13 protein-coding genes and 1 riboswitch are annotated in these 13,470 nt (G+C 50.5%); of the genes, 7 read left to right on the top strand and 6 right to left on the bottom strand.

Going from position 1 to position 13,470, the window contains the following annotated elements:
- The first annotated feature begins 29 nt into the window (after nt 1-29).
- On the top strand, nt 30-1,142 hold the full coding sequence (gene apbC, locus ACF2G4_RS08090; protein ID WP_243077559.1) for an iron-sulfur cluster carrier protein ApbC: 1,113 nt from the start codon (nt 30-32) through the stop codon (nt 1,140-1,142).
- Here apbC and ACF2G4_RS08085 read toward each other — a convergent pair.
- Nucleotides 1,139-1,594: a GNAT family N-acetyltransferase gene (locus tag ACF2G4_RS08085; RefSeq protein ID WP_409075844.1), complete on the bottom strand. Its 456-nt coding sequence runs from the start codon at nt 1,592-1,594 to the stop codon at nt 1,139-1,141. The two genes, apbC and ACF2G4_RS08085, sit on opposite strands and share 4 nt — an antisense overlap.
- A 339-nt stretch (nt 1,595-1,933) precedes the next feature.
- Between ACF2G4_RS08085 and ahpC the strand changes: the two genes are divergently transcribed.
- On the top strand, nt 1,934-2,497 hold the full coding sequence (gene ahpC / locus ACF2G4_RS08080; protein WP_215846206.1) for an alkyl hydroperoxide reductase subunit C: 564 nt from the start codon (nt 1,934-1,936) through the stop codon (nt 2,495-2,497).
- Between the two features lie 71 nt (nt 2,498-2,568).
- The gene (gene ahpF / locus ACF2G4_RS08075) at nt 2,569-4,137 is read left to right on the top strand and encodes an alkyl hydroperoxide reductase subunit F (protein WP_409075843.1); all 1,569 of its coding nucleotides are present in this window, start codon (nt 2,569-2,571) and stop codon (nt 4,135-4,137) included.
- Between the two features lie 51 nt (nt 4,138-4,188).
- On the opposite strand, the gene ACF2G4_RS08070 is transcribed toward ahpF, so the two are convergent.
- Nucleotides 4,189-5,148, bottom strand: coding sequence for an AEC family transporter (locus tag ACF2G4_RS08070; RefSeq protein ID WP_243077562.1), 960 nt, complete (start codon nt 5,146-5,148; stop codon nt 4,189-4,191).
- 119 nt (nt 5,149-5,267) lie between these two features.
- Nucleotides 5,268-5,465: a yippee family protein gene (locus ACF2G4_RS08065; protein ID WP_243078474.1), complete on the bottom strand. Its 198-nt coding sequence runs from the start codon at nt 5,463-5,465 to the stop codon at nt 5,268-5,270.
- A 361-nt stretch (nt 5,466-5,826) separates the two neighbouring features.
- Here ACF2G4_RS08065 and ACF2G4_RS08060 point away from each other — a divergent pair, with 361 nt between their 5' ends.
- The gene (locus tag ACF2G4_RS08060; RefSeq protein WP_215846209.1) at nt 5,827-6,306 is read left to right on the top strand and encodes an Hcp family type VI secretion system effector; all 480 of its coding nucleotides are present in this window, start codon (nt 5,827-5,829) and stop codon (nt 6,304-6,306) included.
- Nucleotides 6,307-6,570: 264 nt separating this feature from the next.
- Here the strand turns inward: ACF2G4_RS08060 and ACF2G4_RS08055 are convergent, their stop codons facing one another.
- Complete coding sequence (locus tag ACF2G4_RS08055; protein WP_409075842.1) at nt 6,571-7,098, bottom strand: DUF2778 domain-containing protein; 528 nt, start codon at nt 7,096-7,098, stop codon at nt 6,571-6,573.
- Between the two features lie 991 nt (nt 7,099-8,089).
- Nucleotides 8,090-8,180, top strand: a riboswitch (TPP riboswitch).
- 31 nt (nt 8,181-8,211) lie between these two features.
- Here ACF2G4_RS08055 and thiM point away from each other — a divergent pair.
- From thiM to fbaB, 3 genes are all read left to right on the top strand, one after another.
- Complete coding sequence (gene thiM, locus ACF2G4_RS08050) at nt 8,212-9,003, top strand: hydroxyethylthiazole kinase (protein WP_409075841.1); 792 nt, start codon at nt 8,212-8,214, stop codon at nt 9,001-9,003.
- Nucleotides 9,000-9,800, top strand: a complete 801-nt coding sequence (gene thiD / locus ACF2G4_RS08045) for a bifunctional hydroxymethylpyrimidine kinase/phosphomethylpyrimidine kinase (protein ID WP_409075840.1) — start codon at nt 9,000-9,002, stop codon at nt 9,798-9,800. Before thiM ends, thiD begins: the two co-directional genes overlap by 4 nt.
- Nucleotides 9,801-9,945: 145 nt before the next feature.
- On the top strand, nt 9,946-10,998 hold the full coding sequence (fbaB, locus tag ACF2G4_RS08040) for a class I fructose-bisphosphate aldolase (RefSeq protein ID WP_215846217.1): 1,053 nt from the start codon (nt 9,946-9,948) through the stop codon (nt 10,996-10,998).
- A gap of 219 nt (nt 10,999-11,217) precedes the next feature.
- On the opposite strand, the gene ACF2G4_RS08035 is transcribed toward fbaB, so the two are convergent.
- Together ACF2G4_RS08035 and ACF2G4_RS08030 are read right to left on the bottom strand one after the other, a co-directional pair.
- Nucleotides 11,218-11,904: a GntR family transcriptional regulator gene (locus ACF2G4_RS08035; protein ID WP_243077566.1), complete on the bottom strand. Its 687-nt coding sequence runs from the start codon at nt 11,902-11,904 to the stop codon at nt 11,218-11,220.
- Nucleotides 11,905-12,005: 101 nt separating this feature from the next.
- Complete coding sequence (locus ACF2G4_RS08030; RefSeq protein WP_409075839.1) at nt 12,006-13,466, bottom strand: mannitol dehydrogenase family protein; 1,461 nt, start codon at nt 13,464-13,466, stop codon at nt 12,006-12,008.
- Nucleotides 13,467-13,470: the final 4 nt, after the last annotated feature.

Raw genomic sequence — 13,470 nt, 5'->3', positions numbered from 1 at the left:
AGCGTTAGAAAAATGAAAAAGGAGTGGGGATGACATCACAATCCCGAGAACCGCATACACCTGAAGCTCTGCGCGCCGTTGTTGTCGGCGTGCTGAACAGCTTTGAACATCCAACCCTCAAACGCAACCTTACCGCGATCAAGGCGCTGCACCATGTTGCTCAGCTGGATGGCAAACTGCATATCGAGCTGGTTATGCCCTTTGCCTGGACCAGCGCCTTTGAGGAGCTGAAAGCGCAAACCAGCTCTGAGCTGCTGCGTTTAACCGGTACGCGCGCCATTGACTGGCGGCTCAATCACGATATTGCCACCCTGAAGCGCGTGAAAGGTCAGTCGGGTGTAAAAGGGGTAAAAAATATCGTTGCCGTCAGTTCTGGCAAGGGCGGCGTCGGTAAATCCAGTACCGCTGTCAATATGGCGCTGGCTCTCGCGGCAGAAGGCGCACGCGTGGGTATTCTGGATGCGGATATTTATGGCCCTTCAGTGCCCACCATGCTTGGCACTGAAAATGAACGTCCAACCTCGCCGGATGGCACGCACATGGCACCGATTATGGCGCATGGCCTTGCCACCAACTCTATCGGTTATCTGGTCACCGATGATAACGCGATGGTGTGGCGCGGGCCGATGGCCAGTAAAGCACTGATGCAGCTGTTGAACGAAACTTTGTGGCCCGAACTCGATTACCTGGTGCTGGATATGCCGCCAGGAACCGGTGATATTCAGCTCACGCTGGCGCAAAATGTTCCGGTAACGGGTGCGCTGGTAGTGACCACGCCGCAAGACATTGCGCTGATTGATGCACGCAAAGGCTTGGTCATGTTTGAAAAAGTGAATGTGCCGGTGCTGGGTATTGTGGAAAACATGAGCATTCACATTTGCAGCAACTGTGGCTTCCATGAACCGATTTTTGGTACCGGCGGCGCTGAAAAACTGGCAGAAGATTACGGTACGCGATTGCTGGCGCAGCTGCCGTTGCATATTAATCTGCGTGAGGATCTGGACGACGGTGAACCCACGGTTATTCGTCGCCCTGAGAGTGAGTTTACTGCGCTCTATCGCCAGTTAGCCGGGCGGGTTGCCGCTCAGCTTTACTGGCAAGGCGACGTCATTCCTGACGACATCGCCTTCCGCGCGATTTAACCCACGCCCGATCCGCTGGCGAACGCTGACGCCAGCGGATAATGCATCAAGACATATTTCCCCTGATCGCCTTCACCCTGAGCAATCATTTGCCAGCCGTGTTGCAGGTAAAATGCCTGCGCCGCCTTATTCATTTGCAAGCATTTCAGTGCGCCCGTTGAGGTAAAGCGCGCTTGCACCACTTCCAGTAAGGCGCTGCCGACGCCACGTCCTTGATAATCGGGATCAACATACAGGCTATGTAGAAAGTTATCGTTCTCCAGCAATCCTGCAAAACCCACACGATGTCCTTCTAACTCAGCGACCAATATCGTTTCGCCAATAATTACTGCATCGAAATCCTCAAGCTTCCAATGGCTGCCATCAATCCAGTGCCAGTTTTCACGGCGTGAAGCTAAAAAGAGGGTGCGCAGGAAAGGGCGATCGGATTCAGTAAACAATCGAATGTGCACAAGTCAGCTCCTAAAAACATCTTTTCTACAAAGCTAGCAGCTAAGTTGAGAAATGATAAACCGCGTTAATACAGCGAGATTACGTGTAAACTGCGCAGCGGTGCCATTTACTCGGCTTACTTCCCGTTGCAGATGTGCTGGCTGTTCGCACGCATCCCCTTTGAGCCAAATGCCAAGGGTTTGCGCGCTTGCCGCCTTTTTGCAACGCGGGATAGGTAGAGTAAAGATTGATAAAATCGGCGTTTGATAGCTTTCGTTTATTTGATTGATAACGACTGCATATTAGATGTTGGCCCAAAAATTCTGTAACGTGCATCACATCTTTTAACGGAGGCCATCATGTCTATTATCAATACCAAAATTAAGCCGTTTAAAAACGCAGCATTCAAAAACGGCGAATTCATCGACGTAACCGAGAAAGACGTTGAAGGTAAATGGAGTGTTTTCTTCTTCTATCCAGCTGACTTCACCTTCGTTTGCCCAACTGAGCTGGGTGATGTTGCTGATCATCACGAAGAATTCCAGAAACTGGGCGTAGATATCTATTCTGTTTCTACCGACACCCACTTTACCCACAAAGCCTGGCACGGTTCTTCTGACACCATCGCAAAAATCAAGTATGCGATGATCGGCGACCCAACTGGCGCGCTGACCCGCAACTTCGAAATCATGCGTGAAGCAGAAGGTCTGGCCGATCGTGGTACCTTCATCGTTGACCCAGAAGGCATCATTCAGGCAATCGAAATCACTGCTGAAGGCATTGGCCGTGACGCATCTGACCTGATTCGCAAAGTTAAAGCGGCTCAGTATGTGGCTTCTCACCCAGGTGAAGTGTGCCCAGCTAAGTGGAAAGAAGGTGAAGCAACGCTGGCTCCATCTCTGGATCTGGTTGGCAAAATCTAATCCCGCTTTAGCCCTTCGATCTTTCTCTCATCGGGTGCTACGGCACCCGATTTTTTGACCAGGAACTCACTATGCTCGACACAAATTTGAAAACCCAACTCAAGGCCTATCTTGAGAAATTAACCAAGCCTGTTGAGTTGATTGCCACACTGGATGATGGCGCGAAATCAGCAGAGATTCGTGATCTGTTGGTCGATATCGCGGGACTTTCTGAGAAAGTCAGCTTCCGTGAAGAGAACGATCGTCAGGTTCGTAAACCCTCATTTTTAATTACTAATCCAGGCGCAGATCACGGTCCACGTTTTGCGGGTTCGCCGTTAGGCCACGAATTTACTTCACTGGTGCTGGCATTGCTGCAGACCGGTGGACATCCATCCAAAGAAGCGCAGAGCCTGTTAGATCAGGTTACTGAGCTGGATGGCGACTTCCATTTCGAAACTTACTATTCGCTGTCATGCCACAACTGCCCTGACGTCGTTCAGGCGCTGAACCTGATGGCCGTGTTGAATCCGCGCATCAGCCACACCGCGATTGACGGTGGCCTGTTCCAGAACGAGATTCAGGAACGCAACATCATGGGCGTGCCAGCGGTTTACCTGAACGGTAAAGAGTTTGGTCAGGGCCGTTTGAGCCTGGCGGAGATTGTCAGCAAAGTAGACACCAACGCGGATAAGCGTGCGGCAGAAGAGTTAAACAAACGTGAAGCCTACGAAGTGCTGATCGTCGGCAGCGGCCCAGCGGGCGCAGCGGCAGCGATTTACTCCGCACGTAAAGGCATCCGCACCGGTTTGATGGGTGAACGTTTTGGTGGTCAGGTGCTCGACACCGTTGATATCGAAAACTACATCTCCGTACCAAAAACGGAAGGTGCAAAACTGGCGGGTTCACTGCGCGCACACGTTGATGATTACAACGTTGATGTGATTGAAAGTCAGAGCGCCATCAAACTGATTCCGGCTGCGGTCGAAGGCGGTTTGCATGCGATTGAAACCGCGTCGGGTGCAGTGCTGAAATCTCGCAGCATTATCCTGGCGACCGGCGCACGATGGCGCAATATGGGTGTGCCGGGCGAAGAAGAATATCGCACTAAAGGCGTGACTTACTGCCCACACTGCGATGGCCCACTGTTCAAAGGCAAACGCACAGCTGTGATTGGCGGCGGTAACTCTGGTGTTGAAGCGGCAATTGATCTGGCAGGTATTGTTGAGCACGTCACCCTGCTGGAGTTTGCTGGTGAAATGCGCGCCGATCAGGTGCTGCAGGATAAACTGCGCAGCTTGAAAAACGTTGACGTGATTCTGAATGCACAGACCACGGAAGTGAAAGGCGATGGCAGTAAAGTGACCGGTTTACAATATATTGACCGCACCAACCAGACCACGCATGAGCTGCCGCTGTCCGGTATCTTTGTTCAGATTGGTTTGCTGCCAAACACACCATGGCTGGAAGGCGCGGTTGAGCGTAACAAGATGGGCGAGATCATCATCGACGCAAAATGCGAAACCACTCTGAAAGGCGTGTTTGCTGCGGGTGACTGCACCACCGTACCGTACAAGCAAATCATCATCGCCAGCGGTGAAGGCGCCAAAGCCTCACTCAGCGCGTTTGATTATTTAATTCGTACGCAATCAGCTGAGTAATTAACGCACTCGCTACGCAATAACCCCGGAACCTCTGTTCTGGGGTTTTTTTTAGTATCCCGCTAACGACATGAGCATCATCCACACCGGCGTGGTTATGGCTGCAAATATCGTGGAAAACAGCATACTGGCCGCTGCCGGGCCGGTAATGACATTGAACTTCTGCGACATCAAATAGACATTCACACCCACCGCCATTGAACCCAACAACACCACGACTTTGCTCTCCAGCGGCGGTAAATCAGTTAACCACGCAATAGCCCACACCGTCATCGGTTGCAGAATCAGCTTCAGCAGACAAATGGTATAACTCTCTTTTAATCCTTCACGCACCCGGTAATGCGCCAGGCTCATGCCCAGCGTGATCAGCGAGAGCGGTGCGGCGATGGAGGCCAGCATGCGTAGCGGTTCCGCCGCAATTAACGGCAGGGGGCGCTGTAAAAAACTCCAAATCGTGCCGCTTAAAATGCCGATGATCAATGGATTTTTCAGCACGCTAATCAAGGTAAGGCCTAAACCTTTTAAGGATAAGTTGCCGTGCTTAGCCCATTCCACAGAAAGGGTGAGCAGCGTCCAGAGAATCAGGCTGTTAAACACCAATACCAGCGCCACCGAAGGCAGCGCTTCGGCTCCCAACAGCGCCGTTGCTACAGGAATACCCAGCATCACGTTATTCGAGAAAATGCCGCCGAGCGCAAACACCGAACCGGCAACCCCATCTAGCTTAAATAAGCGTGTCGCGAGAGCACGCCCAACAATAAACACCAGCAAGCAGCTACCGAAAAAAGCCAGCAACAGGCGAAAGTCCACCGGTGGGCTTTTATAAAAATCGCTCATGACGCGAAATAACATGCAGGGCAGGGCGACGTTGAACACAAAGCGGTTCATGCCCTCGCTGATGCTGGCAGGCCATTTACCAAAGCGGGTCAGACAAAAACCGATAAAAATGAGTACAAACAGCGGGGCTGACAAATAGATCTGATGACTTAGCGTATCCAACAAGGTAGACATAGGCGACTGAAGGTAAGTGTCTCAATAGTTTTAAGACTAACAGGTTGTCGCTGAAGGTGTAACCTGCTGAATGGCTTAAGGTAGGTAACGCGTCGGCACGTTATCCTTGAACGGTAAAACTAACCCAACCAGCGACGTGCTTGTTCATCGCTGATATCGCGGTAATAAATCCGATGGATCATCTCCCCGCAACTTTTGCAGCTGGCAGTAATATAAGTAGAAAGATAAGTTCGGCCATTAGGCGAAACTGCACCCTGACGGGTAATATTAATCTCGTGCCAGCGGTGCCGATGGGGAATAAACGCTAAGAATCGCATCATACTTCCTGAAAGTATAAAGTTCCGTCTTTATTGTCTTCTTAACTCCTTGAAAAAATGCTCTTTTCTCTATGTTTTGCGCAGGTTCTTTATTATTTATAATTCAGCTAATATTAGGGTTTAATTAAATTATCGTTGTAAGCTATTTCTGATTAAATTATTTCCATTCGTTTTTAAACCCGCTGCATTAAGCCTGTTTTTAAGGGGGGAAGGGTTGATCGAGATCATGCGATACGCTTCAAGATAACATTTATCTACCTTGCTTTAGTTTTCACGCTTCCTTATGCTGCAAGCCGTAACAATGACTCGGGGTGCCGCTTTCTACCAGGAAAGGACTAACAATAAAAGGACGAAGTAACATATGCCAATTCCAGCTTACCTATGGCTTAAAGACGATGGCGGCGCATTGATCAAAGGCTCTGTTGACGTTCATGGACGTGAAAACAGCATCGAAGTGCAGGGTTTTGCACACGGTGTAACTCTTCCTGTTGACCCGACCACTGGCAAAATCACCGCCACTCGTTCACATATGCCTGTCAGTTTTGAGAAGGAATTCGATGCATCAAGCCCGTATCTTTTCAAGGCTGTGACAACGGGACAAACACTCAAATCTGCCGAAATCAAATGGTATCGCATTAGCGATGCAGGCCAAGAGGTTGAATATTTCAATATGCTCTTCGAAGGCGTGAAGATCGTTTCTGTTTTGCCGGGGATGGCAAACATCAAAGCTAGCAGCGGGCAAACTAATCACGTTGAATCGGTTGCAATGATGTATGAAAAAGTGACCTGGCGTTACACTGATGGCAATATCCAGCACTCTGATGCATGGAATGAAAGATAAAATAAACTGGGCTAAGCCCGGTTCTTATATTTCTTGAATAAAAACAGAGATATAATCATAGTTAGTATTGTTTCGATGAGAGACATTGCCACCAACATTTGACCAAATGCTCCTTCAGCATCGTGAAAGCCTAATTCAGATGTAAAATCAATAAACCACGAGGTGTTAGATTTAATTACTGGTATAAATATTTTATAGTTCAACCACATAAATAAAAAAAACATCAAGGCGAAGGATAGCGTCTTCTTCGGAATCACTGATGATTTAGCACACACCGGAAACTCCTCCGTCGATTACTTCAATCGTTCCATACGAATACAATTGTGTTCCGGGGATGTTTGTATTTCCATATGTATAAGTCATTAGCGCCTGCCTTATTTTAATGAAGTCACTACGGTGCTGTAATGTTATACATCCCTGAGAAATCCCTGCCGGACCAATTGGATGCAATCTAAAATTCCCCCTTTCTACGCCATCAATGAATGTTTTGTCATCAACGTGTGAATCTTGTCTAAATAGTCCAAACCATTCCGAGTGAATTACGGGGGTATCTGTTGGCCATGTCCAAGCCTCACGGCTCATTGTGTACAGCATGGACTTAAACCCATTAACAGGACGTTTCACGATGTGATAGCGACCAAGCGGGATCGGCCCTTTGAAAGGTATAGCGGCACATGCGGCATTGTTGCGATACTGATCATTGCCAGAAAACGCCATAAAGTGCCCTATACCTGGTAGTATGAGGGGAGAGAATTGTGCGCCTGTAAGAATAAACTTTCCGTTGATTGCCATTTGGCTTTAATCCCTTATTAGTAATCCACTCTTATGATAAGGTTTTTATTGTTGATTTAAAGAAATCATCAAAATTAACAGCGTATTAATTACAATTTCAAAAGCTTTTAGCACGATGGTAGGCTCTGCCAGGGGCTCAGTCACGCTTCATAAAGAGTACTTGGTTAACCTCATCACAACGCGTTTGGTGAGTATTGCCTGATAAGGGATAGGTAGGGAGGCAAGGGAAATAAATTATATTTGCTGAGATAAAATTTAGGATCGTCTTTTAATACATAAATTAGCTGGGGCCTCAGCCCCAACTCCTGACAGATTCATCAATCGACGTTCTAGAGGTATTTGATGGTTTCTTATCGCAGGTTAACGACGGAACTAAAGGACGCTATAGCAACCTTCGCCGTATGATTGTTTTTGCAGGTTCTGATGCATACAGCAAGTTACGTTTTCATACGTCGATGAAAAGTGCATTCCAATATGTTAGTCCACTTGATGAAGGAAATATCATTACACAGAGACGTGAAATCTTACCCAACGTTAAAACATTCACAATGCCTGGCATTGCAGTTGACGTAGTTAAAATCACAGACCCACTTCTAACATAATGGCGAAGATTGATATTCAAGATGACGAAGGAAATAGCCTTATCATCGACAAAATCAACGACAGAATGTTGGTTAGCTTGATTAATATCAGCCGATTAGCAGCACATTACAAAATAACTCCGCAACTTGTAGCCTTAAGAACCTGCAAAACAATTATTGATGGTGAAGGGAAGCCTTATCGGAGTTTGGTTACGGCGGTTAATTCGCCAGTTAGAAAATAGAGTAAAACGCCTTAATGATTGATCCTCGCACTGCGGGGATTTTTGTATAGGGCTTCTGCGCGTTATCAAAGCGGTCAAAGTGGGATACAAAGCGGTTTACAAGCTGGGATCAACTCACCTATGATTGCACTGAGTGATTGAGCAATTATTATAAAAATATGCTTATCTATCAATGACTAGGGGTGCCTTTTAGGCTGAGATATACCCTTTGAACCTGATCTGGATTAATGCCAGCGTAGGGAAGTCTGATGCCTGACCGCATTTGCCTTCTTGTTCGCCGGTTGGGAGTTATGATGACACATCAACCTGAACACCTTTCTGACGCGCACGTCGCGCGTATCCTGCATCAATTTCGCCAACACGCGCCGCTGGTTCATTGCATGACCAATGATGTCGTGCAAACCTTCACGGCCAATGTACTGCTGGCGCTCAACGCGTCGCCTGCCATGGTTATCGATCCTGAAGAAGCTGCGCAATTCAGCGGCTTTGCCGACGCGTTGCTGATTAATGTGGGCACCTTAACGCAGGATCGTCAACTCGCTATGCAAGCCGCCGTTACCGCCGCCAATCAAGCTGGCACGCCATGGACACTTGATCCGGTTGCGGTGGGCGCGCTCACGTTACGCAGCGCATTCTGCCAGCAATTGCTGAGTCAAAAACCCGCCGCTATTCGCGGTAATGCCTCTGAAATTTTAGCGCTAGCGCAGCAAGCTGCGGGCGGGCGAGGCGTTGATAGTTTGCATCAGGCCGATGCCGCAGTGGCAGCCGCTCAGCAGCTTGCTCGCGATTATCACACCCTTGTGATCGTCACCGGCGAAGTTGATTACGCCACTGATGGCTCACGCACCTTAACCATTTCCGGCGGTAGCCCACTGATGACACGCGTAGTCGGCACGGGCTGCGCGTTATCGGCGGTAGTTGCCGCTTTCAGCAGCCTGCCGGGCGATGGCTTGCTCAACGTTGCCTGTGCATGTCGGGTGATGGCGCTGGCAGGGAAAAAAGCGGCGGCGCAAGCGCAAGGGCCGGGCACCTTTGTCGCCGCGTTTCTTGATGCGTTATGGATGCTGGAGGTGGCAGCATGAAGCGCATTAACGCCTTAACCATCGCCGGCACCGATCCCAGTGGCGGAGCCGGGATCCAAGCCGATCTCAAAGCTTTCTCTGCGTTAGGCGCTTATGGCACCAGCGTTATTACTGCGCTGGTGGCGCAAAATACCTGCGGCGTGCAATCGGTTTACCGCGTGGATCCTGACTTTGTCACGGCGCAGTTGGATTCAGTGCTGGATGATGTGCGCATCGATAGCGCGAAAATCGGCATGTTAGCGGAAACCGCGATTGTGGAGCGCGTGGCTCAGCGCCTGAAACGAGCCAGTTTACCCTTTGTCGTGCTGGATACGGTGATGGTGGCCAAGAGCGGCGATGCACTGCTTTCACCGGATGCAATTGCCAGCGTGCGTGAACTGTTATTGCCACAGGTTTCACTGATTACCCCGAATTTGCCAGAAGCCGCCGCACTGTTAAATTGTGCAATTGCGCACAACGAAGATGAAATGCTGACGCAGGGTGAAGCGCTGCTGGCGTTGGGTTGTCAGGCGGTGCTGATGAAAGGGGGACACCTGAGCAATGAGGAAAGCCCGGACTGGCTGATTACGCGCTCAGCTCAGCAACGTTTTACCGCACCTCGTGTGAATACGCGTCACACACACGGCACCGGTTGTACGCTTTCGGCGGCGCTAGCGGCGCTGCGTCCACGCCATCAAAACTGGCAGGAGACGTTAACGGAAGCCAAAGCCTGGTTGCAGCAAGCCTTGTTACACGCTGATTCACTGGAAGTGGGCAAAGGCATTGGGCCGGTGCATCACTTCCATCAATGGTGGTAAGGAGAGAGACTAAAACGGGGCTTTTTCCTGGGGATCCGTCTGAAAAATGGAGTCAGCAATTTGCGTCATAGCGTGAATAAGGTCCAGGCTGTGGGGGTCGAATCGGCGGGTGCCGGTTCACCCTCGACAGCTAACAGGAGTTGACATGACGGACATCGTACAGTTATTGGGCAAAGAAGCGGATTCCCTTCTTCAACATCGCTGCATGACCCTTCCAGCGGAAAGCCTGTATTTACCAGGCGCGGATTTCGTTGATCGGGTAATGATCGACAACAACCGTTCTCCTGCGGTACTGCGCAATATGCAAACGCTGTATAACACCGGTCGCCTGGCGGGAACCGGTTATCTCTCTATTCTGCCGGTCGATCAGGGTGTAGAGCATTCAGCTGGCGCCTCGTTTGCCGCTAATCCGCACTATTTTGATCCCAAAAACATTGTTGAACTGGCGATCGAAGCGGGCTGTAATTGCGTAGCATCAACCTACGGTGTATTGGCTTCCGTATCGCGTCGTTATGCGCACCGCATTCCATTTTTAATGAAGCTTAACCACAACGAAACGCTGAGTTATCCGGCGCAATACGATCAAACGCTGTATGCCAGCGTCGATCAGGCGTTCAACATGGGCGCAGTAGCGGTTGGCGCGACTATTTACTTCGGTTCAGAGCAATCACGCCGCCAAATTGAAGAAATTTCTGCGGCTTTTGAGCGCGCACATGAATTGGGCCTGGTCACAGTATTGTGGGCTTACCTGCGCAATAACGACTTTAAAAAGGATGGCGTGGATTATCACTCCAGTGCGGATTTAACGGGTCAGGCGAACCATTTGGCGGCGACGATTGGTGCCGACATCGTTAAGCAGAAAATGGCGGAAAACAACGGCGGCTATAACGCGGTGAAATTTGGTCATACCGATGAGCGCGTTTACACCAAGCTGACTACTGAAAATCCCATCGATTTGGTGCGTTATCAGTTAGCAAACTGCTATATGGGCCGCGCCGGGTTGATCAATTCGGGTGGCGCGTCAGCGGGTGAAACAGATATTGCCGAATCAGTGCGTACCGCCGTTATTAACAAACGTGCCGGAGGCATGGGATTGATTCTGGGACGTAAGGCGTTCAAGAAATCGTTGAAGGATGGCGTCGCGCTGATAAATGCAGTGCAGGATGTTTATTTGTCAAAAGAGGTGACGATTGCGTAAGGAGTGAGTCCTCTGCGCGCTGCCCCCCATCCCGGCCTTCCTCCGCGAAGCGGGGGAAGGAGACGCTGCCACATGCCGTCTCATCACTAACATAAAGCAGCATCTTCCTCCCCCATTTATGGGGGAGGATTGAGGTGGGGGACAAACGACCTCGCACTTCAGAGGATTGAGGTGGGGGCAAACGGCCTCGCACTTCAAAAGAATAAGGGGACAAACGACTCAAGGCCCTTCAAACCATTCACTGTTGCGTTCGGCAATGGGCGTTATTGAGAAAATCATCTCTTGTAGATGGCGGCGCATCGCTGCTTCTGCGGCATCAGCATCATGAGCTTGTAGCGCTGCGAAAATTTCCTGATGCTGCTCAATCAAACTTTCCGGGGGGGAAACTTCACTCAAGGTTAAAAAGCGCACCCGATCCATCGCCGCCTTGATATTTTCCACCGTTTCCCACGCCAGCGTGCAGTTGATGCTCTCAGCAATTAAACGGTGAAACTCATCATCCAGGCTAAGAAATGCCTGGCTGTCATGCCGCTCAGCAGCCATTTTTTGCAATTGCAAATTGTGTTCCAGCGCCATCAAAGCCGGCGACGCGATCTCCACTGCGGCACGGCGAACCACCGCAATCTCCACTGCTTCGCGGATGAAACGCCCATCGGCTACGCGCTTAGCGGAAATCTTACGCACGAAGGTGCCACGTTGTGGCAGCACCTGTACCAATCCGGCTTCTGCCAGCTTAATAAAAGCTTCACGTACCGGCTGACGTGAAACATTGAAGCGAGCAGAAACTTCTTTCTCAGAGAGCAACGAACCGGGTTGAATCACACAGGTGACGATATCTTTGCGCAGATAACGGTAAATCTGCTGGTTCACTGGCTCGCTGGTGGTAATGGTATAGGCGATCGTCATGCGGCAATGTCCATATTACGGCTGACATAAGCCAGCCCGTAGAGAAAGAATCAGTCTAATCAGCACGCTGCATCTGCGCCAGTGCTTTTGCTACCGCACAATCATGCCGCGTTCATTATTTGATGTACGGTAGCGCGGGCGCCTTGCTGCACCAGTTGCTGATAAAAATGCGTTAATCGGGCAACAAAGTCACCATTTTGTGCCAAATCTTCGCCAAACACCGCGTTCATCCCCAACAAAGCCCGCACGCGAGCTTCACCGTCTTCGCTGTTTTTCACACACTCGGCCAGCGCATTTTTCAGAGGATCTCGTATCTCAATCGGCTGGCCTTGTTCATCTACACCGCCGACATAACGCATCCAGGCGGCAATGCCAAGCAGCAGCAGGTCGCAGCGGCTGCCGTTACGCAGGTGCCAGCGCAGACTATCCAACATCCGTTGTGGCAACTTTTGGGTGCCATCGGTAGCGATCTGATAAGTACGATGTTTAATCGCGCGGTTTTCATAGCGGGCGATTAACGAGTCGGCGTAGGCTTGCAAATCTACCCCTTGAGTGCGCAAGGTTGGCGCTTGCTCATCCACCATTAATGCGCGAGCGGCAGCCCGGAAGTGGCTGTCACCCATGCAATCGCTGATGTGTTCGTAGCCCGCCAAAAAACCCAAATAGGCGAGGAATGAATGGCTACCATTCAGCATCCGCAGCTTCATCTCTTCAAAAGGCAGTACATCGTTTACCAGTTCGGCACCGGCTTTTTCCCACGCTGGGCGGCCGCTGACAAAGTTATCTTCAACCACCCACTGAAAAAACGGCTCTGCTTCTACGGCCACCGGATCCTCCGAACCCAGACGTGCGGTGAGCTGCTCGAAAGCGCTTTCAGTCATGGCAGGTACAATGCGATCAACCATCGTGGAAGGGAAAGTGATGTGTTGCTGAATGTAGTCGGCTAAATCGTCATCCTGACGCTGCGCCAGTTGCACAATCACATTGCGCGTGACATGGCCATTTTCCGGCATATTGTCACAAGACATCACGCTAAACGGCGCTAACCCGGCGTCGCGACGGCGGCGGATTGCCGCCAGTATCAGGCCAGGCAAAGAGCGTGGCGCGTCTGGCTGGGCAAGGTCATGCACGATATCAGGGTGATCTGGATTGAGATCACCGCTGGCAGGTAAATGGCAATAACCCTTTTCCGTAACGGTCATCGAAACAATGGCGACGTCTGGCTGGCTCATGGCGTCAATCACCGCCTCGATTCCGTCGCCTTTGCCGTGCAGCGCAGCAGTGATCACGCCAATTACGCGGGTCTTCAGCGAGTCGTCGGCCATCTCTGTCACGGTGTAGAGCAAATCCTGTTCACGCAGCGCCTGAATAAGTGCGCCGCTGTTGAGATTCACTTCGCAATAGCCCCAATCTGAACCTTGCTCAGCCAGCTTGTCGCTGCACAGCGCCTGATGGGCGCGGTGGAAGGCGCCAAAGCCAATATGCACCATACGTGTTTTAAGTTTGCTACGGTCGTAGCGCGGGCGCTGAACGTCAGCGGGAAGGCGATCGATATCTAACATAGTC

This window comes from Pantoea phytostimulans (assembly GCF_046118715.1).
Lineage (GTDB): Bacteria > Pseudomonadota > Gammaproteobacteria > Enterobacterales > Enterobacteriaceae > Pantoea > Pantoea phytostimulans.
The sequence above is the reverse complement of the archived record's forward strand: the minus strand, read 5'-3'. Positions and strand labels throughout refer to the sequence as shown.

What these genes read in the sequence shown, in the direction of transcription:
- apbC (WP_243077559.1), top strand. Translation starts at nt 30, where the DNA reads ATGACATCACAATCCCGAGAACCGCATACACCTGAAGCTCTGCGCGCC.
- ahpC (WP_215846206.1), top strand. Translation starts at nt 1,934, where the DNA reads ATGTCTATTATCAATACCAAAATTAAGCCGTTTAAAAACGCAGCATTC.
- ahpF (WP_409075843.1), top strand. Translation starts at nt 2,569, where the DNA reads ATGCTCGACACAAATTTGAAAACCCAACTCAAGGCCTATCTTGAGAAA.
- ACF2G4_RS08070 (WP_243077562.1), bottom strand. Translation starts at nt 5,148, where the DNA reads ATGTCTACCTTGTTGGATACGCTAAGTCATCAGATCTATTTGTCAGCC.
- ACF2G4_RS08065 (WP_243078474.1), bottom strand. Translation starts at nt 5,465, where the DNA reads ATGCGATTCTTAGCGTTTATTCCCCATCGGCACCGCTGGCACGAGATT.
- ACF2G4_RS08060 (WP_215846209.1), top strand. Translation starts at nt 5,827, where the DNA reads ATGCCAATTCCAGCTTACCTATGGCTTAAAGACGATGGCGGCGCATTG.
- ACF2G4_RS08055 (WP_409075842.1), bottom strand. Translation starts at nt 7,098, where the DNA reads ATGGCAATCAACGGAAAGTTTATTCTTACAGGCGCACAATTCTCTCCC.
- thiM (WP_409075841.1), top strand. Translation starts at nt 8,212, where the DNA reads ATGATGACACATCAACCTGAACACCTTTCTGACGCGCACGTCGCGCGT.
- thiD (WP_409075840.1), top strand. Translation starts at nt 9,000, where the DNA reads ATGAAGCGCATTAACGCCTTAACCATCGCCGGCACCGATCCCAGTGGC.
- fbaB (WP_215846217.1), top strand. Translation starts at nt 9,946, where the DNA reads ATGACGGACATCGTACAGTTATTGGGCAAAGAAGCGGATTCCCTTCTT.
- ACF2G4_RS08035 (WP_243077566.1), bottom strand. Translation starts at nt 11,904, where the DNA reads ATGACGATCGCCTATACCATTACCACCAGCGAGCCAGTGAACCAGCAG.
- ACF2G4_RS08030 (WP_409075839.1), bottom strand. Translation starts at nt 13,466, where the DNA reads ATGTTAGATATCGATCGCCTTCCCGCTGACGTTCAGCGCCCGCGCTAC.